20 protein-coding genes and 2 pseudogenes are annotated in these 24339 nt (G+C 62.9%); 12 read left to right on the plus strand and 10 right to left on the minus strand.

Annotated elements, in window-relative coordinates:
• Window positions 1-19 precede the first annotated feature (19 nt).
• From HNS03_RS02665 to HNS03_RS02675, 3 genes are all read left to right on the plus strand, one after another.
• A complete protein-coding gene (locus HNS03_RS02665; protein WP_367192889.1) occupies window positions 20-2362 on the plus strand; it encodes a molybdopterin-dependent oxidoreductase in 2343 nt (780 codons plus the stop codon).
• 2 nt (window positions 2363-2364) lie between these two features.
• Entirely contained in the window at window positions 2365-4707 is a 2343-nt protein-coding gene (locus tag HNS03_RS02670; RefSeq protein ID WP_367192890.1) for a molybdopterin-dependent oxidoreductase, read from the plus strand.
• A 184-nt stretch (window positions 4708-4891) separates the two neighbouring features.
• Window positions 4892-5623, plus strand: a complete 732-nt coding sequence (locus HNS03_RS02675; protein ID WP_367192892.1) for an IclR family transcriptional regulator — start codon at window positions 4892-4894, stop codon at window positions 5621-5623.
• Here HNS03_RS02675 and HNS03_RS02680 read toward each other — a convergent pair.
• The 8 genes from HNS03_RS02680 to HNS03_RS02715 form a co-directional block, all read right to left on the minus strand.
• On the minus strand, window positions 5612-6775 hold the full coding sequence (locus HNS03_RS02680; RefSeq protein ID WP_367192893.1) for a potassium-transporting ATPase subunit KdpA: 1164 nt from the start codon (window positions 6773-6775) through the stop codon (window positions 5612-5614). The two genes, HNS03_RS02675 and HNS03_RS02680, sit on opposite strands and share 12 nt — an antisense overlap.
• A 10-nt stretch (window positions 6776-6785) precedes the next feature.
• Window positions 6786-6875, minus strand: coding sequence for a potassium-transporting ATPase subunit F (locus HNS03_RS02685; RefSeq protein WP_367192894.1), 90 nt, complete (start codon window positions 6873-6875; stop codon window positions 6786-6788).
• 422 nt (window positions 6876-7297) lie between these two features.
• On the minus strand, window positions 7298-8602 hold the full coding sequence (locus HNS03_RS02690) for a TRAP transporter large permease (RefSeq protein WP_367192895.1): 1305 nt from the start codon (window positions 8600-8602) through the stop codon (window positions 7298-7300).
• Entirely contained in the window at window positions 8599-9066 is a 468-nt protein-coding gene (locus tag HNS03_RS02695; protein WP_367192896.1) for a TRAP transporter small permease, read from the minus strand. The genes HNS03_RS02690 and HNS03_RS02695 overlap by 4 nt, the downstream gene beginning before the upstream one ends.
• A 234-nt stretch (window positions 9067-9300) precedes the next feature.
• Window positions 9301-10407 carry a hypothetical protein gene (locus HNS03_RS02700; protein WP_367192898.1) on the minus strand — a complete coding sequence of 369 codons (1107 nt, stop codon included), beginning with the start codon at window positions 10405-10407 and terminating at the stop codon, window positions 9301-9303.
• An 88-nt stretch (window positions 10408-10495) separates the two neighbouring features.
• Complete coding sequence (locus HNS03_RS02705; protein WP_367192899.1) at window positions 10496-11656, minus strand: dipeptidase; 1161 nt, start codon at window positions 11654-11656, stop codon at window positions 10496-10498.
• A complete protein-coding gene (locus tag HNS03_RS02710; protein WP_367192900.1) occupies window positions 11646-12563 on the minus strand; it encodes a VOC family protein in 918 nt (305 codons plus the stop codon). The genes HNS03_RS02705 and HNS03_RS02710 overlap by 11 nt, the downstream gene beginning before the upstream one ends.
• Before the next feature lie 64 nt (window positions 12564-12627).
• Window positions 12628-13932, minus strand: a complete 1305-nt coding sequence (locus tag HNS03_RS02715; RefSeq protein WP_367192901.1) for an aspartate aminotransferase family protein — start codon at window positions 13930-13932, stop codon at window positions 12628-12630.
• Between the two features lie 96 nt (window positions 13933-14028).
• Between HNS03_RS02715 and HNS03_RS02720 the strand changes: the two genes are divergently transcribed.
• The 9 genes from HNS03_RS02720 (at window position 14029) to HNS03_RS02760 (ending at window position 22943) form a co-directional block, all read left to right on the plus strand.
• Window positions 14029-14883: a LysR family transcriptional regulator gene (locus HNS03_RS02720; RefSeq protein WP_367192903.1), complete on the plus strand. Its 855-nt coding sequence runs from the start codon at window positions 14029-14031 to the stop codon at window positions 14881-14883.
• Window positions 14884-15186: 303 nt separating this feature from the next.
• Window positions 15187-15867, plus strand: coding sequence for a TetR/AcrR family transcriptional regulator (locus HNS03_RS02725; protein WP_367192904.1), 681 nt, complete (start codon window positions 15187-15189; stop codon window positions 15865-15867).
• 426 nt (window positions 15868-16293) lie between these two features.
• Entirely contained in the window at window positions 16294-17463 is a 1170-nt protein-coding gene (locus tag HNS03_RS02730) for a TRAP transporter substrate-binding protein (protein ID WP_367192906.1), read from the plus strand.
• A gap of 86 nt (window positions 17464-17549) precedes the next feature.
• On the plus strand, window positions 17550-18092 hold the full coding sequence (locus HNS03_RS02735) for a TRAP transporter small permease (RefSeq protein ID WP_367192907.1): 543 nt from the start codon (window positions 17550-17552) through the stop codon (window positions 18090-18092).
• Window positions 18093-18097: 5 nt separating this feature from the next.
• Window positions 18098-19408 (plus strand): TRAP transporter large permease subunit, encoded by a 1311-nt coding sequence (locus HNS03_RS02740; RefSeq protein WP_367192908.1) that lies wholly within the window; start codon window positions 18098-18100, stop codon window positions 19406-19408.
• Window positions 19409-19466: 58 nt separating this feature from the next.
• Window positions 19467-20864 carry an aminomethyl transferase family protein gene (locus HNS03_RS02745; protein WP_367192909.1) on the plus strand — a complete coding sequence of 466 codons (1398 nt, stop codon included), beginning with the start codon at window positions 19467-19469 and terminating at the stop codon, window positions 20862-20864.
• Window positions 20865-21030: 166 nt separating this feature from the next.
• The gene (locus tag HNS03_RS02750; RefSeq protein WP_367192911.1) at window positions 21031-21747 is read left to right on the plus strand and encodes a formyltetrahydrofolate deformylase; all 717 of its coding nucleotides are present in this window, start codon (window positions 21031-21033) and stop codon (window positions 21745-21747) included.
• The gene (locus tag HNS03_RS02755; protein WP_367192912.1) at window positions 21732-22631 is read left to right on the plus strand and encodes a methylenetetrahydrofolate reductase; all 900 of its coding nucleotides are present in this window, start codon (window positions 21732-21734) and stop codon (window positions 22629-22631) included. Before HNS03_RS02750 ends, HNS03_RS02755 begins: the two co-directional genes overlap by 16 nt.
• Window positions 22632-22634: 3 nt before the next feature.
• A complete protein-coding gene (locus HNS03_RS02760) occupies window positions 22635-22943 on the plus strand; it encodes a tetrahydrofolate dehydrogenase/cyclohydrolase catalytic domain-containing protein (protein ID WP_367192913.1) in 309 nt (102 codons plus the stop codon).
• A 395-nt stretch (window positions 22944-23338) separates the two neighbouring features.
• Here HNS03_RS02760 and HNS03_RS02765 read toward each other — a convergent pair.
• A pseudogene (locus tag HNS03_RS02765) lies at window positions 23339-23794 on the minus strand (transposase zinc-binding domain-containing protein); the annotation flags it as partial.
• Between the two features lie 30 nt (window positions 23795-23824).
• Window positions 23825-24167: pseudogene (locus HNS03_RS02770) on the minus strand (tyrosine-type recombinase/integrase); the annotation flags it as partial.
• Between the last annotated feature and the right edge of the window lie 172 nt (window positions 24168-24339).

Below are 24339 nucleotides of genomic sequence, written 5' to 3' on the forward strand. Positions count from 1 at the left end.
TGACAAAGAGGCACGGAAAATGACGACGGACCGCTTCCGTCAGCACAGCAGTCACTGGGGTGCGTTCAGCGCGCGCATGAAAAATGGGCGGCTGGACGTCAGATCCTTCGACCAGGATCCCGATCCCTCGCCGTTGCTCGCCAACATTCCCGCGGCAATCGATCATCCCGCCCGGCTCAAACGCCCGCTGGTGCGGCGCGGCTGGTTGGAGAACGGGCCGGGCCCCGATCCCCGCCGCGGCGAGGACGGCTATGTGGAGATGGATTGGGACGCGGCACTGGACATGGCCGCTGCCGAGTTGCGCCGTCTTGGTGCGGGGCCGGATCTTCCGCAAACGGGCACGTTGCCCGGTGCGAATGTGTTCGGCGGTTCATATGGTTGGTCGTCGGCCGGTCGCTTCCATCACGCTCAGAGCCAGGTCCATCGCTTCCTGAACACGGTGTTCGGCGGCTATGTCGCGAGCGTCGACACCTACTCGACCGGAGCGGGCTCGGTGATCCTGTCTCTCGTCTGGGGCAGTGCGCCGAAGCTCACCCGCGATCATCCGTACTGGCGTGAGCTGAAAGACGATACGGAGCTTTTGATTTCCTTCGGTGGCTTGCCGATGCGCAATCTCGCGGTCAGCTCCGGCGGGAATTCGCAGCATGTCGCGCGCTCCGTCCTGGATGCGGCCGCGTCTCGGGGCTGCGAATTCGTCTCCGTCAGCCCGCTGGCCGACGATGCGGCCGATGTCGGCAACGTGACGCGGATCGCCCCGCGCCCCGCGACCGATACCGCACTGATGTTGGGCATGGCATACCGTCTCCATGCGACGGGCCGCGTGGATCGGGACTATCTGGACCGCTACACCACGGGTTACGAGCGGTTCGAGGCCTATCTGACCGGCGCGCAGGACGGTGTCGCCAAAACGCCGGAGTGGGCGGCGGACATCTGCGGCGTCCCGGCGAAGACGATCGCCGACCTCGCCGATCGGGCGGCTGAAAAGCGCACGCTGATCAGCGTGACCTATTCCCTGCAGCGGTCCGAAAACGGCGAGCAGCCGGTCTGGATGGCACTGACGCTCGCCTCGATGCTCGGGCAGAGCGGCCTTCCCGGCGCCGGTTTCTGTTACGGCTTCGGCTCCATCGGAAATATCGGCAAGGAACAGCTCGGCGTGCCGCTGCCCACCCTGCCGCAAGGCCGCAACCGTGTGGGCGATTTCATTCCCGTCGCGCGGATCTCCGAACTGCTCCTGAACCCGGGGAAATCCTACACCTACAAGGGCGAGACGCGGACCTACGCGGACATTCGCCTGGTTTATTGGGCCGGCGGCAATCCGTTCCACCATCATCAGGATCTCTCCAAGCTGCGGGCGGCATTCGCCAAGCCCGACACCATCATCATGCACGACAGCGTCGCCACCGCTTCGACGCGTCACGCCGATCTGGTCTTTCCCGCCACCATCACCGCCGAGCGCGAGGACATCGGTGCCAGTGGCAACGATCCCTTCCTGCACGCGATGGAGCCTCTGGTCGATCGCGGGGCGGATGGCGCCAACGGCCCGCGCGACGATTACGAGATCTTCTCCGCGCTCTCCGAGCGCCTGGGCTGCGCCCCGACCTTCACCGAAGGGCGCAGTGCCCACGAGTGGATGGCATCGCTCTACGAGACGACCCGCGCCGCGCTCGCCGATTGCGGCATGGCAGCGCCCGACTATGAGACGTTTCGCGAGGGCGGCGTCGTCCGGTTGCCGGTGCGCGAAGAGGATGGCCTCATTCGCCGCTTTCATCGCGATCCCGTCGCCAATCCGTTGGAAACGCCGAGCGGCAAGATCGAGATCTGGTCGGACGTCGTCGCCGGTGCCGGATTGCCGGGCCATCCGGCCTGGCTTCCGCCCGAGGAATGGCTCGGAGCACCGAAAGCTGCGTCGCATCCCTTTCAACTCGTCGCCAATCAGCCCGCGCACCGGCTCCACAGCCAGCTCGATTTCGGCGAGACGTCGATGGCCGGCAAGACAGCCGGACGGGAACAGGCCCGTCTCAACCCGGAAGACGCCGCCCGACTGGGCGTCCTGGACGGCGACGTGATCCGGCTTTGGAACGACCGCGGCAGCGTTCTTGCCGCGGCCAAGGTCTCCGAGGCGATCGCGCCCGGTATCGTGCAGCTCGCCACGGGAGCGTGGTACGCGCCTGTCGATCTTCCCGGCGTAGGTTTGACCTGCGTGAACGGTAATCCGAACGCCGTGACCTCCGACCGAGGGGCCTCGGCGCTCAGTCAGGGCTGCGCGGGCCAACTCGCGCTGGTTTCGGTCGAGAAGTGGCTCGCCGAGGCTCCGGACGTTGTTCCTCATGCCGCATTCGCGACGGCTGAGAAACGTCACTGATCATGGGCGGGATCCGCTATTCGGCCGCGCACTGGGGGGTCTACGAAATCGAAGGTGGGCCGGGCGAACCCCGTCTCGTCCCGATGCGTGAGGACCCCGACGCCTCGCCGATCGGACTGCACCAGCTTGCTCCGGAACTGGCGGCCGTGCGCGTCGCCAGGCCTGCAGTCCGCAAGAGCTGGCTCGACTACGGCCCCGGCGCACGGCCGGAGCTGCGCGGCAAGGAACCCTTCGTTGAGCTCGACTGGGATGAGGCCACAAAGTTGGTCGCGGACGACCTCACGCGCGTGCGCTCCGCCCACGGCAACGCGGCCATCTTCGGCGGGTCTTACGGGTGGGCCTCGGCCGGGCGCTTTCATCACGCGCAGAGCCAGATCCACCGTTTTCTCAACTGCATCGGCGGCTATGTCGCCCACCGCGACAGCTATTCGCTGGCCGCGGCCCGGGTGATCCTTCCCCATGTGGTCGGTTCGATGGACGAGCTGATGAAGGCGCACACGTCCTGGGACGTGCTTGCCGATCATTGCGAGCTGTTCGTGAGCTTCGGCGGCGTGCCCGCGAAGAACGCCCAGATCAGCCAGGCCGGCGCCGGCCGTCATCGCCTGCAAGGGGCGCTGCGGCGGATGGCGGAGGCAGGCTGCGAATTCGTCAACATCTCTCCCGTGGCCTCGGGCCTCAACACTGGCGGCCCGGTCGAATGGCTTCCCATCCGGCCGGGGTCGGACACCGCGCTCATGCTTGCGCTCGCCCACGACATTCATGCTCGTGGGCGGCACGATCGCGACTTTCTTGCGCGCTACTGCACGGGCTGGGAGACCTTCGAAGCCTATCTGACTGGCGCCACGGACGGTCAGGCGAAATCGGCCGATTGGGCGGCGCCGCTGACCGGCCTTCCCGCCGAGCAAATCCGGGATCTCGCGCGCCGTATGAGCGAAAAGCGCACGATGATCAACGCCGCCTGGTCGCTGCAGCGGGCCGACCATGGCGAGCAGCCCTTTTGGATGCTGATCACGCTTGCCGCCATGCTGGGGCAGATCGGATTGCCCGGCGGCGGCTTCGGCGTCGGCTATGGCTGCGAGAATTCGATCGGCAGCGCCCACGCCCGGCTTTCCGGGCCGAGCCTGCCCCAGGGGCGCAACCCAGTCGATGCCTTCATCCCGGTGGCGCGTATCGCCGACATGCTGGAAAATCCGGGCGCCCCCTTCACCTACAATGGAGGCCACTACCGCTATCCGGATATTCGCCTGATCTATTGGGCTGGTGGCAACCCGTTCCACCATCATCAGGATCTGGGGCGGCTCGAGCGCGCATGGCGGAAGCCGGAAACGATCGTGGTGCATGAGCCGTTCTGGACGCCGACGGCCCGACGCGCCGACATCGTTCTCCCGGTGACGATGCCGACGGAACGCGAAGATATCAGCTATGCCACGCTCGAGGGCTATCTGATCGCCTCCCGGCCGGTTTCTGCCCCCTCCGGTATGGCCTTGGACGACTATGAGATCTTCCGCCGCATCGCCGTCCACATGGGTGTCGAGGCGGCCTTTTCGGAGGGCCGCGACACCGAAGCCTGGTTGCGGCACCTCTATGAGGGAATGCGCCGGAAATGGAGCGCCGCCGGCGTGTCGGTGGCCGATTTCGATACCTTTCGAGAGGTCGGTCGGATCGATCTCTCGGCCCACGACGAGCTTGGCCGCATCTGTCTCGGCGCTTTCCGCGCCGATCCCGTCGCCGCCCCCCTTCCCACGCCTTCGGGACGGATCGAGATTGCCTCCGACACCATCGCCGGGTTCGGGCTTGCCGATTGTCCGGGCCATCCGGTCTGGCAGCCGCCGATCGAATGGCTAGGGGCCGATGCTGCCGCGCGCTACCCCCTGCACCTGATTTCCGATCAGCCCGCTCGCCGACTGCACAGCCAGCTGGACGCCTCGCCGCACAGCCGGGCCGGCAAGATCTCCGGCCGCGAACCGATCACTATGCATCCCGCCGACGCCGCGGAGCGTGGACTGGCGGACGGCGAGGTCGTGGAAGTGGTCAACGATCGCGGGTGCTGCTTGGCAGGGCTGCGCCTGTCCGATCAGATGATGCGCGGGGTGGTGCGGCTTGCGACCGGCGCATGGTTCGATCCAGATCCCGTCTCCGGGCGGGAGAGGCACGGAAACCCGAACGTCTTGACCGCCGACCGTCCGGCCTCGTCGCTGAGCCAGGGCTGTTCGGCACAAAGCTGCCTCGTAGAGGTTCGACGACCCTCGGCCCCCGTGACGCCTCCGCAGGCCTTCGATCGGCCCGGGTTGATCGCTCGTCCGGCAGGGGAGGGCCCCCGCGACCAGGATAAGCCGACGGTTTGAGACCGGAAGTTTGACGATACGCATGGGAAATTGACGGCACGAAAGCCGTTTGATTCAACCCATGGCCAGCGTCTTTCGCTCAAAGCAGATTGGCTTGGCTGGATTGCCAGGTCGGGCCGTTGCACCGTCGGGGCGGTCAGCCATAAACACAAGAGTTCGCACAATCACTGGATGCAAGGGGCCGATGCTGGATAATCAACCTAAGCTCAAGACCAAAGGTGTGGAAGCCGTCGATAAGGCTCTTCGAATCCTGAGCCTCTTCGGGTCCGGAAGTCCGGTCTTGTCGCTGGGCGAGATCAGCGAGCGAACCGGCCTCGTGAAGAGTTCGGTCCTGCGGATCCTGATTTCTTTGCAGAAGGCCGGATTCATCGCCGCGACCGAAGATCGGCGCTATACGATCGGCGTGGAGACCTTCCGCGTCGGGCGCGTCTACCAGCAGAGCTTCCAGCTGGAGGCTCTCGTCCGGCCTGTCCTACAAAATATCGTGCGGGAAACCGGCGAAAGCGGCTCGTACTTCCGACGCGAAGGAACGCGTCGAGTCTGTCTCTACCGGGAGGACAGCGATCAGCCGCTTCGCGAGCATGTCATCGAGGGAGAGGCGGTGGAAATCGGAAAGGGCGCAGCCGGTCACGTCTTCACCGAGTTCGGAGAGTTCAGCAGTGACGTCCCTCTGCCACCAGACATCCTCGCCAAGCTTCCAATTGTCGTTTTGGGAGAACGAGGTCCCGATATCGCGGGTATTTCCGCGCCGGTCTTTGCGTTCAATCAGGGCATGATCGGAGCCATCGCATTGTCAGGCCCGAGGAGCAGGTTCGTTCCGGAACGGATGGATGACCTTAAACACCATGTCCTGCAATCGGCGCGCCAATTAAGCGGCGCATTGCGCTCCGCTTGTTATGATGGACTACCGGCCTGATGTTGCCCACGGTACCGGGCGCCTCGCCAGTTTCGCAGTAAGCGCGGCTTTGGCATTGAGATCATGCAGGTGACAGGGCGGTCGTAGGCTCAGGACTGCGGCAGGGGCGGCGGGCAGATCCGCGACAGTCAGGAGGCCGACGTCCGGCAGGCCGCGGTCGAGCACGACGAGGTCAGGCCTTTCGAGGGCGGCTTTGTGAACGCCGTCACGGCCGCTCTCGGCCTCGACGACCTCGAAGTCGTGCACCTGGAGCGCGACGCGGAGAAACACCCGGATCTGCGGCTCGTCGTCGACGATCAGGATGCGCCCCTGGTGCATGTCGCTCATCCGGCCGAACATGAAGCAGAAGGCCGCCGGGATCAGCAGGATCGCCACCATCTCCAAGAGGTTCGAGCGCGGCGTCGGGTTCTCGTAGGGGACGGCGGAGTTGGCGTTGAAGAAGCCGCCGCCGTTGGTGCCGAGCTGCTTGATCGCGATCTGAGAGGCCGCCGGTCCCTGTGCGATCGCTTGTTGCGCGCCTTCGAGGGTTGTGGCCGTGACGGTCGGCGACAGGTTCTGCGGCACGCCCTGCCAGACGAGGAACAGACAGCCGACGATCGAGAGCGGCAGCAGCATGTAGAGAACGGCGCGGGTGAGATCGACCCAAAAGTTGCCGATCGATGTCGTCTTGTGGCCCGAAAAGCCGCGGATCACGGCGGCGCCGACTGCGATTCCCGTCGCCGCGGAAAGAAAGTTCGGAGTCGGCAGTCCGGCCATCTGGCTAAGATAGGACATCGTCGTCTCGCCGACGTAGGCCTGCCAGTTGGTGTTGGTGACGAAGCTGACGGCGACGTTGAAGGCGAGTGCCGGCGACAGGCCGGGAAAGCCTTCCGGGTTGAGCGGCAGGTGACCCTGCAGGCGCAGGATCGCGTAGAGGCCGAGGTATCCCGTGAGATTGAAGGCGAGACAGGCGGCCGCGTAGCGCACCCAGGACTGGCCGGTTCCGGCGTCGATGCCGGAGAGGCGGCAGAGCGCTCGCTCGATCGGCCCGGCGAGGAGCGAGAGCGGCGTGCGGTTGCCCGCAAAGACCCGCGCCATGTAGACACCGAGGGGCCAGGCGAGCGCTGCGACGAGCAAGCAGTAGAGGATGAACTGCCGGATGTCGGAGGACATGGCACGCGCCTCAGAACCGCTCGGAGCGCAGCAGCGCGTAGCCGAGATAGGCGAGCAGACCGGCGGCCGTCGCGGCGCCGAGAACAAGATCGATCGTCATGGCGCGCCTTACAACCGTTCGATCAGCCGCAGCGAAAGGGGCGAGCCGGCGAAGAAGCAGACCGCGAGTGCGAGATAGGCGATATCCAGCATCGAAGGACTCCGGAGCGAGTGGAGCCTCTCAGATGCGCCCGCGGCCCATAAACACGCAATTGGCGATGGGGCGGTGGAGGATAAACGGAGCGTAAAATCTGCGGGAAGAAAGAGTGCCTATTCCCGGATTATTGGCCAACGTCGAATAGGCTCGTACCCATATTCTGACCGCGAGGTGCCTATAGTTGCCGCCCGCGCGCTCCGAGTACCTTCCTCAAGGCGGTCATTCATCTGCTCAGCATTTCCTAGCGGGCATTCCTGTTCTTCACCGTGCCCCATTTGCGTATCAAGGCCCATCACTCCATGACGTGGAACGCTTCATTGTCCTAGCTACGACCCGGTCATCAGATCCGGCAGCCACATCGTCACTTGCGGGACCGAGAGCAGAAGTACGAGGAGGATCACTTCGACGAGCAGGAACCAAGATACGCCCTTGAAGATCGTGGTGAGTTTCACCCAATCCGGAGCGACGGACTTGGCCGCGAACACGTTCATCCCCACGGGCGGCGTGATCACTCCGATCTCGATGTACTTGACAATGATGATGCCTATCCAGACGAGGTCGAAGCCGCTCTTCTCGAATGTCGGCAGGAGTACCGCGACGGCCAGGAGCATGATCCCGAACGGATCGAGGATCATGCCCAATAGGAGGAAGAGCACCGACGCCCCGACGAGGAGCACGGGCTTGGAGACCCCCATCAGCTGGACGCCATCGGCAAGAGCTATGGGAAGGCCAGTGAGCGCCATCGTCCGCGTGAGCATCATGGCACCAATGGCGACCAGCAGGATGGAGGCCGTCTGCCGGGCGGCATCGGCGAAAGCGTTCCGATAGGCGCGCCAGTGTGCGCCCGGCCGGAACAGCGAAATGGCGATCACAGACAGTGTGCCGACGGCACCCGCCTGGCTGGGCGAGAACCAACCTCCATAGATGCCGCCGAGCACCACGACCGCGACGAGCGGCAGCGCCGCAACCGAGGCGGAGATCGGTTCTTCACGAACCTCTTGCACGGGCGGCGGCGCCAATGCCGGGTTCAGCCTTGCGCGGATCGCGATCATGATCGCGTAGCCGACCGCGGTCAGAAGGCCGGGGACGACGCCGGCGAAGAACAGGCGCACGACCGATTGCTCGGCGAGGATGCCGTAGACGATCAACGGGATCGAGGGAGGGATCAGCGCGGCCAAGGTACCCGCACAGGCCGTCACGGCCGTTGCCAGACCCGGGTCGTAGCCGGCCTTTAGCATGCGGGGGGTCGCCAGCCGCCCTAATGCCACCGTCGTCGCCAGACTCGAGCCGGAGGCTGCCCCGAACGCCGCTCCGGCGAAGTTGGTCGCGATCGCCAGCCCCCCTGGGATACGGGCAAGCAGCCGGCTTGCAAGTGCAAACAGCGAATCCGTCATACCGGTCTGAACGATCAACGCCCCCATGACGAGGAACAGCGGCACTGCCGCATATTCCCAGCTCGCCGCGAATTCGTGCGGGGTGCGCGTCATAAGGCTGATCGCCGCCGGCAGAGGCAGTACCGCTGCGGCACCACCGAACGCCGAGACGGCGAGTGCCAGACCCACGGGAAAGCGCAACAGGATGAGCGCGATCGCGCCCACGACGACCAGCACGCCGATGATACCGGGCGTCATGGTCGCACCGCACGATGGAGTGAGGCCACGGCGAGCAGCGCGAAGGAAATTGGGATCACCGCCTTGCCCGGCCAGACCGGGATCTTATGAATGCCGATCATGATGTGTTCGCCGAGATCGTAGGCGCGCACTGCCAAATCGAAGGTCTGCCAGGCTAGGGCGATGGCGACCAGCGCGACTGCGATCTGGACGACTGCGTCGAGCCGGCGCTGCGCTGCGTCCGACAAGAGATTGTTGATGACATCGACCCTGATCTCCGCGCGGGCGCGCTGGACAGCCGCAAGCGCCCCAAAGACGGCGAACGGCATGTAGAGGCCGCTGACGACCTCGGTGGTGCCGCGTAGCGGGCGCTCGAAGATGGCCAAGGCGACCACATCGAGCCCGATGTGAACGACCATCGCGCAGATGGCTGCACCGGCGAGGTATTCCCCGCCCCGGTAGAGCTGGGTCATGAAGGTCTGCATGCCAATAGATCCAGAGGCTTCGGGCTCCGACTGCCCCATCGCTCCTGCGGGCACCGTTCACGATGCTGCCGGCGGGTGCACTCCGAGCGCGATGGTTCCGAGAGTCACTCCCGATCGGGTGGCGACACCTGAGTGAGACGAGACGTGGCTCCCGATTCAAAACCTTGAGAATGTCACGCTCAGATCGGACAGACCCGAACAGGCAATCTCGTCGGCTCGACGGGGCAGTCTTCGTCAGTAGGGGAACGCGCCGTAGACGCGCTCTTTCACGATCCTGGCGAAGGTGTCCGGGTCGCCCTTGAACTTTGGCAGCAGGTCTTCGTGCCAGACGCGGAACGTCTCGACGATCTCGTCAACGAGCGCGTCCGCGTTATCGATGCCGCGTGCCTCGGCGAGTTGCTTCAGCGCCCCCGGCTCGCTCGCCTGGAACATCGCCCAAGCCGCCGTCAGTGCTTCGCCTCCGTCGGAGAACGGCAGCTTCTGGGACAAGGCCGCCCGCGCCTCCTGATCCGGCTCGACGTAGGCGTTCGTCACATAGTCCCACATGATCTGCGGCATGGCGTCGATCATCGCCTGGCGATCGGTCCCGGCGAGCGACGCCCAGGCCGCGGCGTTGAACGCCAGCGGCACCGCGCCTGTGATGATCCCCTGAGGCAGGTCGATAACGCTTTTGACCGTGTCCTGCAGCCCGTAGCTCTTGATCCAGGAGACCGGAAGCAGACCGCAGTCGGCCTGCCCCAGCTGCAGCGCGCTCAGAAGGTCGACGACAGAGGATTGAACCGGCACACCGCCGACGGAGCTGATCCACCGCATTTCCGGCTGGCCGATGACTGCGACACGCAATCCTTCCACGTCGTCCAGACTCTCGACCGTGCGAGTGCATTGCAGCGTCAGCGGCGTCGCCGACTGGACCATCAAGGGCACCACGCCCTGCGCCTTCATGTCCGACGCACAGGTCTTACACTTGGCGAAGAACACCTCGTTCAGCGCTCCGATGGTCGCGTAGGGATCCGTGCCCAGTCCCGTGAGCTCTGCCATCAGAGAGGCGGTCGGCAGCTCAGACGGATGAAACTGGGTAAGGAAGAAGCCGGCATCGACGACATGATCGCGAATTCCGGGAAGGCCACCCGGCAGCGAGACGATCTGCCCGCCCAGAAACGGCGTGAACGTCGTCTTGCCGGCGGTCACCCCGCTCAGCGTATCGAGCATCGGCAACACGCCGAACTGATTGGCGGCCGAACGCTCCGGAACACCGGATCCGTAGGTCAGGTTGCCGGCGGCGGTCGGCGACGCAAGAAGGCTCGCGGCCGCGCAAGCGGCAAGAAAAGTGGCTGATTTCATCGTAGGTTCCCGCTCGGTGACGTGGTTTTTGCTTTGTGTGGAAAGGTTGTGCCGGAGGACGCTGGAATGGCCACACGAGTGAACCGCTTCAGGTGACGCTGCTGCGGGCCTCGACACGCTCCTGGAAGGCCAGCCGGCTGCCGCCGATCAACTGGCGGGTCTCGTTTTCCGAATATCCCGCCGCCAGGAGTCCCGCAGTAAGGTTCGGCCACTTCTCCCAAGCGTCAAACTCGGGCAGGCCGACGCCGAATTTCGGCGACGTGTCGGCCTTGAAGCCGAGCTTTCGAAAGTTCTCGGTGGCCGCCTCGATAAGCTCGGCGGGCAGGTCCGGCGTCCAGCCGCCCCAGTCGGTGGCGATGCCCACCCGCTCCGTCCCCAGGATCGACACCGCGTGCTCGATGTGACGAAGCATGGTCGCGAGCGTGGCATCCTCTCCGGGCGCCAGGAAATTTGGAACGGTGACGACGCCGAAAAAGCCGTTGACGTCGCGCAGCGCCTTCAAGACGTCGTCGGATTTGGCGCGCGGATGCGCGGCCACCGCCGAACAGCAGGAATGAGTTACTGCGACCGGCCCCTCCGACACGGCGATCGCGTCCATGGTGGTCGCGTGGGAGCAATGGGAAACGTCAACGACGATCCCGAGTTCGTTCATGCGCCGGACCGCCGCCACTCCGAACTTGCTGAGTCCGCTCTGGTCGCGCTCCTCGCAGCCATCTCCGATGAGATTGCGCGTGTTGTAGGTCAGCTGAGCGACGCGAACGCCCATACGGAACAAGAGGTCGAGACGATCGAGATCGGCGCCCAGCACGCCGCTATCCTGCAACACGAACAGGAGACCGATCTCGCCATCGGCACGCGCCTCTCGCAGCTCCTTGGTCGAGGCGCAGACTCGCATGTTGCCGATACGGGCACGATGCAGCCAGTATCCGACGTCGTCGATGCACTCCTCCCAGGACTGCGGGGCAAGTGCGCGTCCGCCTAGCGTGACCTGCACCGCGTCGACGCCACTCGCCTCCCACGTGGATCCGACCAGACGAGACGTTTCCGGTGACGCCTCCAGTTCGTCGAGCCGGTCGCGCGTCATATCCCGCAGAATCCGCCCGACGGAGTGCTTGGCCGCCAACCCCGCCTCCATGACCCGGCGATGGCGTGCCGTCATCAGGATCGGCTCGCCACACGGCACGTAGTCGAAGACGAAGGCATCCTTCTGCAGCGCACTTGCGCTTTCCAACTGCGCTTCATAGCTCATTGCCAGTCCCCCGCTCGGTCGCTTCGCAATGTGTCTCCGACGCCTGCACGAATTCGATCATCATCCCGCAGGCATCCTCCGCCCGGACCACCACGCGACCGGGTCGGCAAATCGGCGAGATCGAATTGGCGCGAAGCAGGCGCTCGGTGTGGGTGAGATCCACCACCGCGATCTGCAGCCCGACGAGCGTCGAAGCGTCGGCGGGTAGGGGAACCGCTCCTTCGAACCGGTGAGCCGACAGACCGGGGTCGGACACGTCGAGGACCACGTCGCGCGGCGTGATGGTGAACGACCCGTCCGCCGACCTCCGCGCAACACACGCGTAAACGGTCTCGAGTTTCGCCACCTCCTCGGCGAGGCGGCCCTCGGGGCAGACCGCATAAACGCGCCTGATATTGAGCGCGCCATTGTCGTGATGCTGGAATTTCGGCTGTGTGTACTGGGACAGCGAATTCGGCTTGTAGGCGTTCATGAAGAAGGGCAGCGCGCCGCGCTGCGGGATCAGCACGGTGAAGCGGACGTCTTCGATGAGACCGTCGTCGGACACCCATTCCCGTTCGACGTGCCAGGTGTCGCCGATCGGCGCTTCGGCATAGGCGAAGGCCCGTGTGGCACTCTCGATGTCGTCGCAGACGTGCACGATCATCTTCAGGCCGTCCGGGCCCGACAGGATCTCCTGCATCAACGCCGGCACCCGCGTACGGTCGTTGATCGTCATAAGCTCGAAGAAGTTGGCGCTGCCGGCGCGGATCGGCGTTAGCTGTGCCAAGCGGTTCGACATGCCGCCGATTTCGCTCTCCGGCGTCAGGCGAAAGCCCAGCCTGGACATCGCGGTAACGGCGGCCGGCATGTCCGAAACGGTGCACATCAAATGATCAATCTCGACGAGTCCGGATCGGGTCGGCATGTTTCGTCCTGTCATTTCGAGAGATTGCGCGTCGATCAAAGTTTCCACCTGATCGGCACGGACCCTAGGCAAGCGCCGCTTCGATGGACGCTCCGAGGATCTGCACGCCGGTCTCGATCTCCTCGTCGGAGATCGTCATCGGCGGCGCGAGCCGAAACACACTGCCCATGCTCGGCAGCTTCACGATGTTCATGCTCAGTCCGCGAGCCATCGCCTCTCGGCTGATCCTGGCACCTAGCTCGTGGTCTGGCGTCCGGCTCTGCCGGTCCGTGACCACTTCCAGGCCGACCATAAGCCCACGCCCGCGGACGTCCCCGACGCAGTCGAAGCGTTGCTGTAGAACCTGCAGCCTCTGCTTCAGCTTCGCGCCGGCGCGCGCCGACCGCTCGAGGAGGCCTTCGTCCTCGACGACGTCCAGCACCGTCAGTCCGATCGCAGCCGGAAGCGGATCTGAGACGTGCGTCGTGTAGAAGAGGAAGCCGTGTGCGTGCGCATCATCCTCGATCTCAGCCGTTGTCATGACGGCCGCCAGCGGAAGTCCCGCGCCGAGCGTCTTGGAGAGCGTCAGGATGTCGGGCATGATACCGTCTCGTTGGAAGGCGAACATGGTCCCCGTCCGGCCGATGCCGGTCTGGGCCTCGTCGAGGATCAACAACATTTCGCGCTCTTCGCACTTTTGCTTCAGCGCGGCGAGATAGCCCGGCGGCAGGTCGAGAATACCGCCTGCCGACAGGATCGGTTCGGCTATGAACGCGGCCAGACTGCCGGTCGACTGGCTGTCCACCAACGCGAATGCGTCGTCGAGTTCGCTCTGCCAGTCCAGACTGCCGTCGGCATGAGTGAAGCGCGGACGGTAGGGATTCGGAGCGGGGATCGCGAATGACCCCGCAGCGGCCGGGCCATAGCCGTGACGGTTGGCGCTATAGGTGGCTGAGGAGGCGGCTGCGGTCATGCCATGCCAGCTCTTGGAAAAGGCCACCACTTCGTGCTTGCCTGTCACGAGCTTGGCCATGCGGATGGCCGCTTCATTCGTTTCCGCCCCGGTGGACAGTAAGAGCACGCGATCCAGACCCGGGGCCTTGGAGGCCAGCCGTTCTGCCAAATCCACTACCGGATGCGACAACATTCCGCTGAAAAGATGATCGAGCTTACCAATCTGTGTGCGGACCGTCTCGACGATCCGCGGGTGCGAATGTCCAAGCACCGCGCTCATCTGGCCTGAGGTGAAATCAAGAATTGCCTGGCCATCAGCATCGTAGAGATAGCTTCCCTCGGCCCGCTCGATGATCTTGGGCTCGAAGCTGCCGCCGTAGCGGATAAGATGCTTGGCTGCCCTTGCCCAGAAATCCGGCTCATCATTGTGCGACACGCGAAACCTCGTTTGCTTTTTTCTTGAGCAAGCCTATTCACGCCGCTAACTTCAGCCAAATTCATAATTATCAATTTGGATATCAGCAGGATTGATATGTCGATTTCGCTGGACCTCTCCTTGCTGCGCAGCCTCGTCGCCGTCTCGCGCATGGGATCCATCAGCGCGGCGGCGCTTCAGGTCGGTCGGACGCAGTCGGCGGTCAGCATGCAGATGCACCGCCTGGAGGAGAGCCTCGGCCAGCCCATCCTGCACCGTACCGGAAACGGCGTGAGGCTGACGACGACAGGCGAGCGCCTACTCGTGCACGCCGAACGGATCCTCGGGGCACACGACGAAGCTGTGGCCGAGATTTCCGGGACGGGACTTTACGGCTCGATCAGCTTCGGCTGTCCCGAAGACTATCTAACGGCGTTTCTGCCGGACATCTTGAAAGGTTTTAGTGCGCGGCATCCGGCTGTTGAGATCGAGGTGGTCTGCGCACCGACGGTCGAGCTGCGCCCGATGTTGCATCGCCGACAGATTGATCTCGCCTTGATCTCGCTGCCTGCTGCGTCCAACGGGACCGACATTCTCCGCCCGGAGAGTTTCGTCTGGATTGCGAGCAGTCCGCAGCCGTCCATCCTGCAGCAGCAGGTGATACCGCTGGCGCTTTCCGCATCCAACACGCTGGATCACAGGGCGGCCTGCAACGCCATGGACCGGCTGCAAATGCCCTACAGGATCTCGTTCGCGAGCAACAGTCTGGCGGGACTACTCGCGGTCGCGCGGTCTGGCCAGGCCATCAGTGTCATTACACGAACGGCGACACCGCCGGATTTGTTCATCCTGGATGATCCCATGCCTGTACTTCCAAGCATTGAGATTGCCTTGTCATATGCTTCAGGCAGCCAATCTGCGACTGTACGCACCTTCGGCGACTATATCCACGAACAGATTCGGGTGCATTGATAGAGCATTGTAGGAGTATTTTGGTTTTGTGATCGAAATATATTCGGGTATTTTGCCTGGCCTGTGGGTTATGTCCCTTTGCATCAAGATCGAAGTCATCTCCACCGCCTGAGCAAATTTTCTTTGTGTCGCGCTTTAAACAGGCATTTCCTCAAAGATGAGAAATTTCATTTCATCGAATATGAAAAAGGTCCCTATCCCGCGGTTCGGCTTAGGAGTGTGCGGGCTCTTCCCTCGCGCTGCGGTTTGCCCTTAAAAAGAGCTGCGACGAGGAACGGTCTTCAATTAGGAATTGCTGAGGGCATGCAGGTCAATTCCGCCGCTGCCAAGCGACGCCGAACACAGGCAGAACGACGCGCCCAGACAAAGGCGATGGTCATGGATGCCGCGCTGGATCTGCTGATTACGGAAGGATACTCGCGCTTCAGCGCGAGTGGTGTCGCGGCGCGGGCAGGAGTCTCGCGGGGAGCTTTGGAGCACTATTATCCCCGCAAGATCGACCTTGTCGCCGCGGCAACGCAACAGGCGATGGATCAGGCGATCGACCATGCCGAAAGTCTGGCGCGCACAGCGAAAGCCTCCGTCCAGCCAGTCGATCGCTTCCTGCAGTCTTCGGAAGAATTCTTCTTCATGCCAGCCTATATGGCGATGACTGAGGTGTTGATCGCGGCGCGCGCCGACAAGGATCTTGCCTGTATCGTCTATCCGATCATCAAGGAAACGCGCGGCATACTTGATGGTATTTGGACAGAAACGCTCGTAGAGTCTGGGTATTCGAGAGACGAAGTACGGCGGTTTGTCGAATTGTCGCACTACATGCTCCGGGGGCTTTTCTACGTCACGTCATGGACCCCCTATGACGTAGATCGCGAGGAGGTCATCCGCACTTGGCGTGCATTGGCTCCCCTCGTGCTTCGGCCGCACGATAACGGCTGCACGTCCGAAAATGCGCGGCCAACACCTCTTCGATCGGCCGGTCGATAGCTGCAGCCTCTCTTCCACCGCGGGAGGGTCGCCCTTCGGTGCGGTCGCCGATTGCGGTGAGGGGCCTTCGCCGAAGGTCATCGTCTCAGCAGCAACCTGACGACTGGCAGCGGTGAGCCCGTATGACGTCCGTAATGCGCATCTGACCGATTCTAGCGCCGATCAACGGCCAAGCCGTTCCCCCCCCCTCTCTCCGGCGGACGGGTTCAGAAACTGCCAACGGCGAAAAGCAACGCTCGATCCCGTTGCATGGACTGCGCTCTCGCCAGCCCGTCCGACGAAGCCTGATCTCTTGCAGTGGCCGAGGTTCGCTTTCCTCGCCGACGCCGGAAACCGGCTTGCGACGGGAGAGTCGGTGGGCTTTCGCAGTAGCGGCCAAATAAAATTTACAAGGAGTAATGCTTGTAAGTTGACGTGGACCCCATTTTGGATATCCTCCCCCCTCATCGAAATGGTGGCGAAGGCCCGGGCAAAGACTGGGTATCGCAGAGACAAAAAAGGTCAAAAGACCTGACCGAACACTCAGGCGGAGAACAAATCTGTCCATCGCTCGGTGTTTGGAACAACAAAGAAGGGAGGCATAAAGTGTTCGCACTCAGGATAGCTTTGCTCGCGCTTGCGGCCGGCGCTGCGTTAACGTCATCGATGGCGTCTGCTCAGGATACGACCCAGTTGCGGTTCCTGACCGCCTGGGACGACCGCTTCGACGGGACGATTGCCGTCGCTCAGCGCTTTGTACAGTTTGCCGAAGAAGAGTCCGACGGCCGTATTACGTTCCAGTTCAGCGGGCCCGAAGTGGTTCCGCCGGGGCAGCAGTTTGAGCCCGTCTCAAGAGGCGTGTTCGATGTCGGATTTGCCACGCCGATCTACTATATCGGAACCACCGGGGTGCCCTCAGCCTTCTTTGCGTTGCCGCCCGATCCTGCGATGTGGCGCGAAAAAGGCTATTGGGATTTCGCCGATCAGGAGCTTCAGCGCTTCAATCAGAAGCTGATCGCCTTCACGTCGGGAAGCGGAGACAATGATTTCTATCAGGTCATTCTCCGTGAACCTCTGGGCGACGGCGACAGGCCGCTTGCCGGTCGGAAGATAAGAGGCAACAAATACTACGAACCGGTCGTCGTTCCCCTCGGCGGATCTCTGGTGAACCTGCCGATCGGCGAGACCTATTCGGCGCTTGAGAAGGGCGTCGTCGACGGCGTCGCGTTCCCGATCGCCGGCATGCAGCGGCTGAAGTTCCAGGAAGTGGCGGGTTACATGATGCGCCCACGCTTCGGGACATCTCCCTTTACGGTCACCATGAACCTCGACAAGTTCAAGGCGCTGAGCGAGCAGGACCAGAAGGCCGTGCTGGAAGCCGGCCGCCGCGTCGAGGAGAGCAGCACCAAAGAGTTCGCCGAACTCGCCGACAAGACGATTGCCGACCTCAAAGAGGCGGGCATGAAAGAGGTCTCTCTGAATCCGGAACTGGCCAACGGGATCGAGGCGGGACTCGTAGCGGGCTCCTGGCAAACCGCCATTGAGGGCAATCCCCAGACGGCCGGCCGTGTGGAAGAGCTGAGGAAGATGGCGCGCGAAAACGGCGACGCCGAATAGTCCCTTCGCTGGTCCGTCGAGGCGGCGGCGAACGAACGCGCCGCCTCGGCACCCCCCTTTTCTTCCCTTCCGACCGTGGTGAGAGAATGAGGCCGCTCAGCCTTTTCTTCAGGGCGCACGACGTATTGACGGATACAACCTATATCATCGGTGTATTCGGCCTTGCGTCCATGGTTATCATCTACTGCGCAGAAGTCGTTACGCGGTATTTTCTAAACTCGGCGCTCGACTGGGCCAACGACGCGTTCTCCAACATTTTGTGCATCACCATTTTCGCGATGGTGCCACACGTCACGCGGATCGGCAGTCATATCGAGATCAACCTGATCCCGGAACTGCTGCCGTCAGTGCGTCGCCCGCTGGCGACTATGGGTTCGATTGTGGGCGCATTCGTGTGCGGGTTCGCCGCCTGGATGAGCCTTCAGGAAAACGTCCGGCAAGTCGCCCTTGGGATACAGACCGCTCAGAACCATCCGCTTCCGGTCATCTGGATGTCTGGGTTCATTACTTACGGGTTTGCGAGTTCGGCGCTCTATTTCCTGCGCTCCCTCTTTCCGTATCCCGCCGTGCTCCCAGTCAGCTTCGTGACGCAGATGGCCGCGCCATCTCCCTCCAGCGGTATTGAGTAAAGAAGATGGCTGATTGGTGGGTGGTACTGTCATCCGGCCTGACGCTTCTGGTCGCTTTATTCCTGACCGGAATGCCGATCTTTATCGGATTTCTGGTCATCATTATCGGTGGTGTTCTGTTCATGATGGGCAGTGCCGGCTTCGGCATGGTCGTGAACAGCATGTACGACACCGCGACGACGGCGTCGCTCGGCAGCATTCCGCTCTTCATCCTTCTGGGCGAAATCCTGTTCCGATCCGGCTGCGTCCAGGTGCTGATGGACTCGATCGACAAGCTTGTGGGCCGCATCCGCGGGCGTCAGTACGTGCTGTCGATCGCTCTCGCGACCGTGCTCGGGGCCTTGTCGGGGTCCTCCATGGCGGTGGGCGCGATGATGGGTCGCTCCCTGCTGCCGGCTATGCTCGAAAAGAAGTATGACCTGCGTCTTTCGGTAGGCACGATACTGGGCGGAGCCTGCCTGGCTCCGATCATCCCGCCAAGTATTCTTGCGATCATCATCGGCACGCTTGCAGACGTCTCGATCGCGTCGCTGCTTATCGGAGGCGTCGGGCCGGGCTTGCTGCTCGCCGCACTCTACGTGATTGCCTGTTTCGTGAAGATCAGGCTGGATCCGACGCTTGCGCCCGAAACCGAAGCCCTCGGAAAGGTCTCCGCTGGCGAGAAATGGCGAGCGGCGTTCGGGCTTCTGCCGTTCAGCCTGATCATCTTCATGGTTGTCGGATTGATCATGCTCGGCATCGCCACGCCGTCGGAATCGGCCGCGACCGGCGTCGTGGGCGGCCTGCTGACCGCAGCCTACTACCGCAAGCTCAATCTGCGCATGCTGTACGCCTCGTTCGGCGAGGCGGCTGCCCTGTCCGCGGTCATTCTTCTCATCCTCGTCAGCGCCGTAATGTTCACGCAGCTTCTCGCCTTCACCGGCGCGATCAGCGCAGTCATCCACATCGTGACATCTCTCGATGCGAACATCTGGCTGATGCTGTTCCTGATGATGTTCCTGCCGTTCGTCTTGTGCATGTTCATCGATCAGATCGGCCTGATGCTGATCCTCATTCCGATATACGTCCCGATGATAAGGGTCCTGGACTTCGACCCGGTGTGGTTCTGGGTCCTCTTCCTGATCAACATCACCCTCGGCGCGATCACACCTCCCTTCGGGTACGTCATGTTCGCGCTGAAGGCGGCCGCAGCCAACGTCTCCATCAAGGAGATATTCGCCGCCTCCTGGCTCTTCGTCGGCCTGACGTTGCTGGGAATGCTCCTGATCGTGCTGTTCCCGCCGATCGTGACCTATCTTCCCGGGCTCCTTCGCTGATCTTACCGGTGGCGAAGCTGCGCCTTCTGTCTAAACCTCGTGTACAGTGGAGGAAGTGATGAAAAGCCTTCAAGAACTGATGGATTCCAAATCGAATTTCGTAGATTATCTGTATAATGACACGATTTCCCAGTATCACAAATCCCGGACAGGCTATTTTGCGTCGCTGATTGCGCCTGAATACACCAACTGGCGCGAGGAGCAGCGTGCCTGGCGCGAAAGTGCGGTTCTGTTCAACCAGTCGCATCATATGCCGGAACTCTTCGTGAAGGGCCCGGACGCCAAGCGCCTGCTCGAATATCTGAGCCCGTGCTCGTTCGCCAATCTCGCGACCAACCGGGGCAAGCAGTACATCGCCTACACGGAGCGCGGTCACCACGTCGGCGACTGCATCCTGCACTACTACGGCGAGAAAGACGGCTTCGAGCTGATCAGCGGCATGCCGGTGCTCAACTGGATCCGCTATCATGGCGAGACCGGCGGTTACGACGTCGACATCACCTTCGAGCCGACCACGCCTTACACGCCGGACGGCAAGCGGTCGAAGTACCGTTTCGAAGTGGAAGGGCCGAGTGCACGCAAGATCCTCGATGAGGTCTGCGAAGGCGGTTTCCCCGAGATCAAGTTCTTCCACACGGAATACGTGAAGATTGCGGGATGCCGCGTGCACGTGCTTCGCCACGGCATGGCGGGGCACGCCGGTGCCGAGATCTCCGGGCCTTTCGACGAGATGGATACGGTCCGCGACGCGATCCTCAGCGCCGGAGAAAAGTACGGCATTCGGCAAGCGGGAACGCGAACCTACTACAGCACGCCCCTGGAGAACGCCTGGATCCCGTATCCGCTTCCCGGCATCTATACGGGCGAGGAAAATCGCGCCTATCGCGAGTGGCTGGCGCCGGACAGCTGGGAGGCAAACATGCAGCTCGGTGGGAGCCTCTACAGCGACAACATCGAGGATTACTACTGGACACCGTCCGCCTTGGGCTACGAAAAGCTGGTTAAGTTCGATCATGACTTTATCGGGCGCGAGGCCATCGAGGCGGGGCTTAAGGGGCCGAAGCGCGTCAAGCGTGTGCTTGAGTGGAACCTCGAAGACGTCAAGCGCGTGATGAACTCCGCGTTCGAGGACGGCCCGCTCTATAAGTCGATTGAGATGCCGACGGCTTACTGGGGCTGGCCTCAAGCCGACGAAGTGCTTTCCAAGGATGGCACGCGCGTGGGGATGTCTCAGTACTGTGGCTACAACATCAACGAACGGGCGATGGTGTCGCTCTGCGGCATCGACGAGGCGTATGCGGCGCCGGGCACCGAGGTTGTCCTGACCTGGGGCGAAGTGAACGGCGGCTCGCGCAAGCCGCATGTCGAGCGGCATGAGCAGACGCAGATCCGCTGCCGTGTCTGCGACGCGCCATATTCGAAGACGGCGCAAGAGAAGTTGCGGGCCGTCATCTAACCGGTCGGCCGTCTCGTTCTGCAGAACAACAAGCGCGTTGCAGGCTTCTCCGCTGGCTGCGAGCCGGCACGGGTGAGCTTTGCCCGATCCCGGACCGCAGACGGTCACGGTGGCCTCGACGCGCCCCTGCAGAGATCCTGCAGCTATCGGATATTGGGGCCGCCGAATGGCCAACTATGTACTGACACTGACCTGCGATGACCGACCCGGCATCGTTGCCGCGGTTGCTTCTTGCCTAGCCAAGCATGGCGGCAACATCGTCGAGGCCCAACAATTCGACGATCACGAGACCGGCAAGTTCTTCATGCGGGTCGCATTCGCACTCGAAAGCGCACTCGACGACTTTACCGCCGGTCTTGCCGAAGAGAAGCGGCGCTTCGGTCTCACCTGTTTCCTTCGGCCGACCTTGCAGATGCGCAAGGTTCTGATCCTGGTTTCGAAGTTCGACCATTGCATGGGCGATCTGCTCTACAGGATGCGGATCGGCGAGATGAACATGGAGTGTGTCGGGATTGTCTCAAACCATCCCAAGACATCCCTGAACCTCACCCTGCAGGAGAATATTCCCTTCCACGATTTCCCGATCACGAAAGAGACGAAACCCGAGCAAGAGGCGCGGATCAAGACCGTGGTCGAAGAGACGGGCGCAGAGCTCGTCATTCTGGCGCGCTACATGCAGATCCTGTCCGACGATCTGACGGAGTTTCTGTCCGGGCGCTGCATCAACATCCATCACTCGTTCCTACCGGGCTTCAATGGAGCGAAGCCGTATCACCAGGCGCACGAGCGGGGTGTGAAGATGATCGGGGCGACGGCGCACTATGTGACCGCCGATCTGGATGACCGGCGTTGCGTGGGACGAGATCGATGGTCGTCGACATGAAGCAAACTGCCCGGCTCGGGCACATCCCCGCCTCGATAGAGGTATCTTCGAAGCAGGCGCTGGACTCGGGCGATCTGCCCGGCCTGTTTCCGCCGGGAACCCGCGTCTACGTCACCGACATAGGCTCCGACGAACCGTCTGCACTGGTGAAGGCCGCACGACGCGTGACGGACCTGGGCTACACGGCCGTCCCGCATTTTGCGGCGCGTCGCCTGTCGACGAGGCAGGCGGTGGAGACGCAAATCAAGTCGATGACACAGGACGGGGGTGTCCGCGATATCCTCGTCATCGGCGGCGATCTGGCGCGGCCCGTCGGAGACTATGCGTCTTCCATGGACGTGCTGGAGAGCGGCTTTCTCGAGAAATACGGGATTTCCCATGTCGGGGTGGCCGGCCATCCCGAGGGCAGCCCGAACTTCGCCGAGCAGTCGGCCCTCGAAGCGCTCCGGATGAAGAAGTCCTTCGGCGAGCGCTCCGGTATCGAGGTGCGGATCGTCACCCAGTTCGGCTTCGACGGCCGGAAGCAGGCCGACTGGGCCGAAACCCTGCTCCGGCACGGTATCGACCTGCCAATACATTTGGGCGTCGCCGGACCCGCGAAGATCAGCACCCTCGTCAAGTATGCCGCCGCCTGCGGCGTGGGCAACTCGATCGGCTTCCTGAAGAAGAACACGCGCTCGATTGCGGCACTCGCCACCAGCCATTCTCCGGAAGGGGTGGTTGGTCCGATCGAGACCCATTGGCTGCAGGACCGAGAGACGCGGATCGAGCAGATCCATGTCTTTCCCTTCGGCGGGGTCAAGAAGGCCGCGCAATGGCTCGAGCACCGCGGAACCTGGGATCGAGGCCGTCATGGAGAGCTCGACGTTTCGAGGGCCGAGTAGACGATGTCGGCACGTGTCATCGACGGAAAGAAGCTCTCAGAGTCCTTGCGGGGCGAATATCGGCAGCGCGTCGCGGAGCTGCAGCGCGCCAGAGGGATCACGCCAGCTTTGGCCGTGCTGCTGATCGGCGAAGATCCACCCTCCGAGGTCTACGTCCGCAACAAGATACGGGCGGCCGAACACGTCGGCCTCATCTCGCGCATGTACCGATATCCAGCCGACGTTCTGCCGGAGGAGGTCCTGGCGACGATTGATCAGCTCAACGCCGATGCGTCGGTTCACGGTATCCTGGTGCAACTTCCGCTTTCGTGAAGAGTTTCGGGCGCCGAAAGGCGTACGAAAGTCCCCGAGCAAGGAACCCGCGGGCCCCAGGCGATGGGCTATGGGGATTTCGGATTTAGCCGGTGCCGGGGACGGCGCGGCCGCCGTCTGGAAGCGTCGGAATGGATGCGGACAGGCCGCTTCGTTGCGCCACCGGGGGGATGGTGTTGGCCCGGTTCTGGTTCCGACACGCGCCTGTCGGCATCAGCAATCACCATTGATGCGTGCACATCCGTTACCGGAGACTGAGCGTCAGCGGCTTGAAGCTTGAGTATGTCATGCCGGGTCATGGACAGTTCTCCGGGTTCGCCGTGGTTGCGTCCGGCGGCGCGCGCGGTTGCCTCCATTGTTTGAACACCTGGGTCACGATCATGCGCCCGCCGCAGCACGTGCGGATGGTGGGTCATCGCGGATCCCCAGGTGTGGAGCACGGCGGTGATGGCGATGCGTACGCCGAGATGCTTTGGATCCGCCGCGATCGTCAGCATCGTCTGCGATGCCGACTTGAACAACAGGTCGTAGATGAGCGCCTTGTTCTGGAATGCGATGCCGGCGACCTCGGCCGGCAGCGTGAACACGACGTGGAAGTAGCCGACCGGCAAGAGGTCCGCCTCGCGCTCGGCAAGCCATGTCCTGGCCGCCGCGCCCTGACACTTCGGGCAGTGCCGGTTGCGGCAGGAGTTGTAGGCAATGCGCCGCTGGCCGCAGTCCTCGCAGGCCTCGACGTGACCGCTAAGGGCTGCGGTGCGGCAATGCTCGATCGCAGACATCACCTTGAGCTGATGTAAGCTCAGATGACCTGCATGTGCGGCCCGGTAGACTGGCCCGGCGGCACGGAAGATGTCGGCGACCTCGATCGAGCCGCGCACGGCTTAGCCGTCGGGCGAACTCTCCCTCGGCTTGAACAGCCCGAGCTTGTCGAGCGGGCTCGTGACCGTGCGCACCGTCCGGGTCGCGACCTTGGCGTAGAACGCGGTGCTGTTGAGCTTGGCGTGCCCGAGCAGGACCTGGATGATCCGGATGTCGGTGCCGTCCTCCAGGAGGTGGGGTCGCGAAACTATGGCGCAGCGTGTGCGGTCCGACCCGCTTGGCGATGTCGGCGGCCTGGGCCGCCTCGACAACGATGCGATAGAGCTGCCGCGTGCTGATCGGCTTCATCGCGTGCTGTCCCGGGAACAGCCAGCCGTCGCGGTGCATCACACCCTGCTGCCGCCCTCCACTGGAAGGAGGACTACAACACGCACATACCGTATTCAGCACTCGGCAATATCCCGCCGGCCGAGTTCGCAGGGAGGATCAGGCTGGAAAACCAAGCCGCATAAGGCCAGAAACGAAACCCGAGCCTCTCCGAATTGCTGGAGGGAAGAAGGGGCTCAGGTCAGTCGCT

The organism is Amorphus sp. 3PC139-8, assembly GCF_040750475.1.
Lineage (GTDB): Bacteria > Pseudomonadota > Alphaproteobacteria > Rhizobiales > Amorphaceae > Amorphus.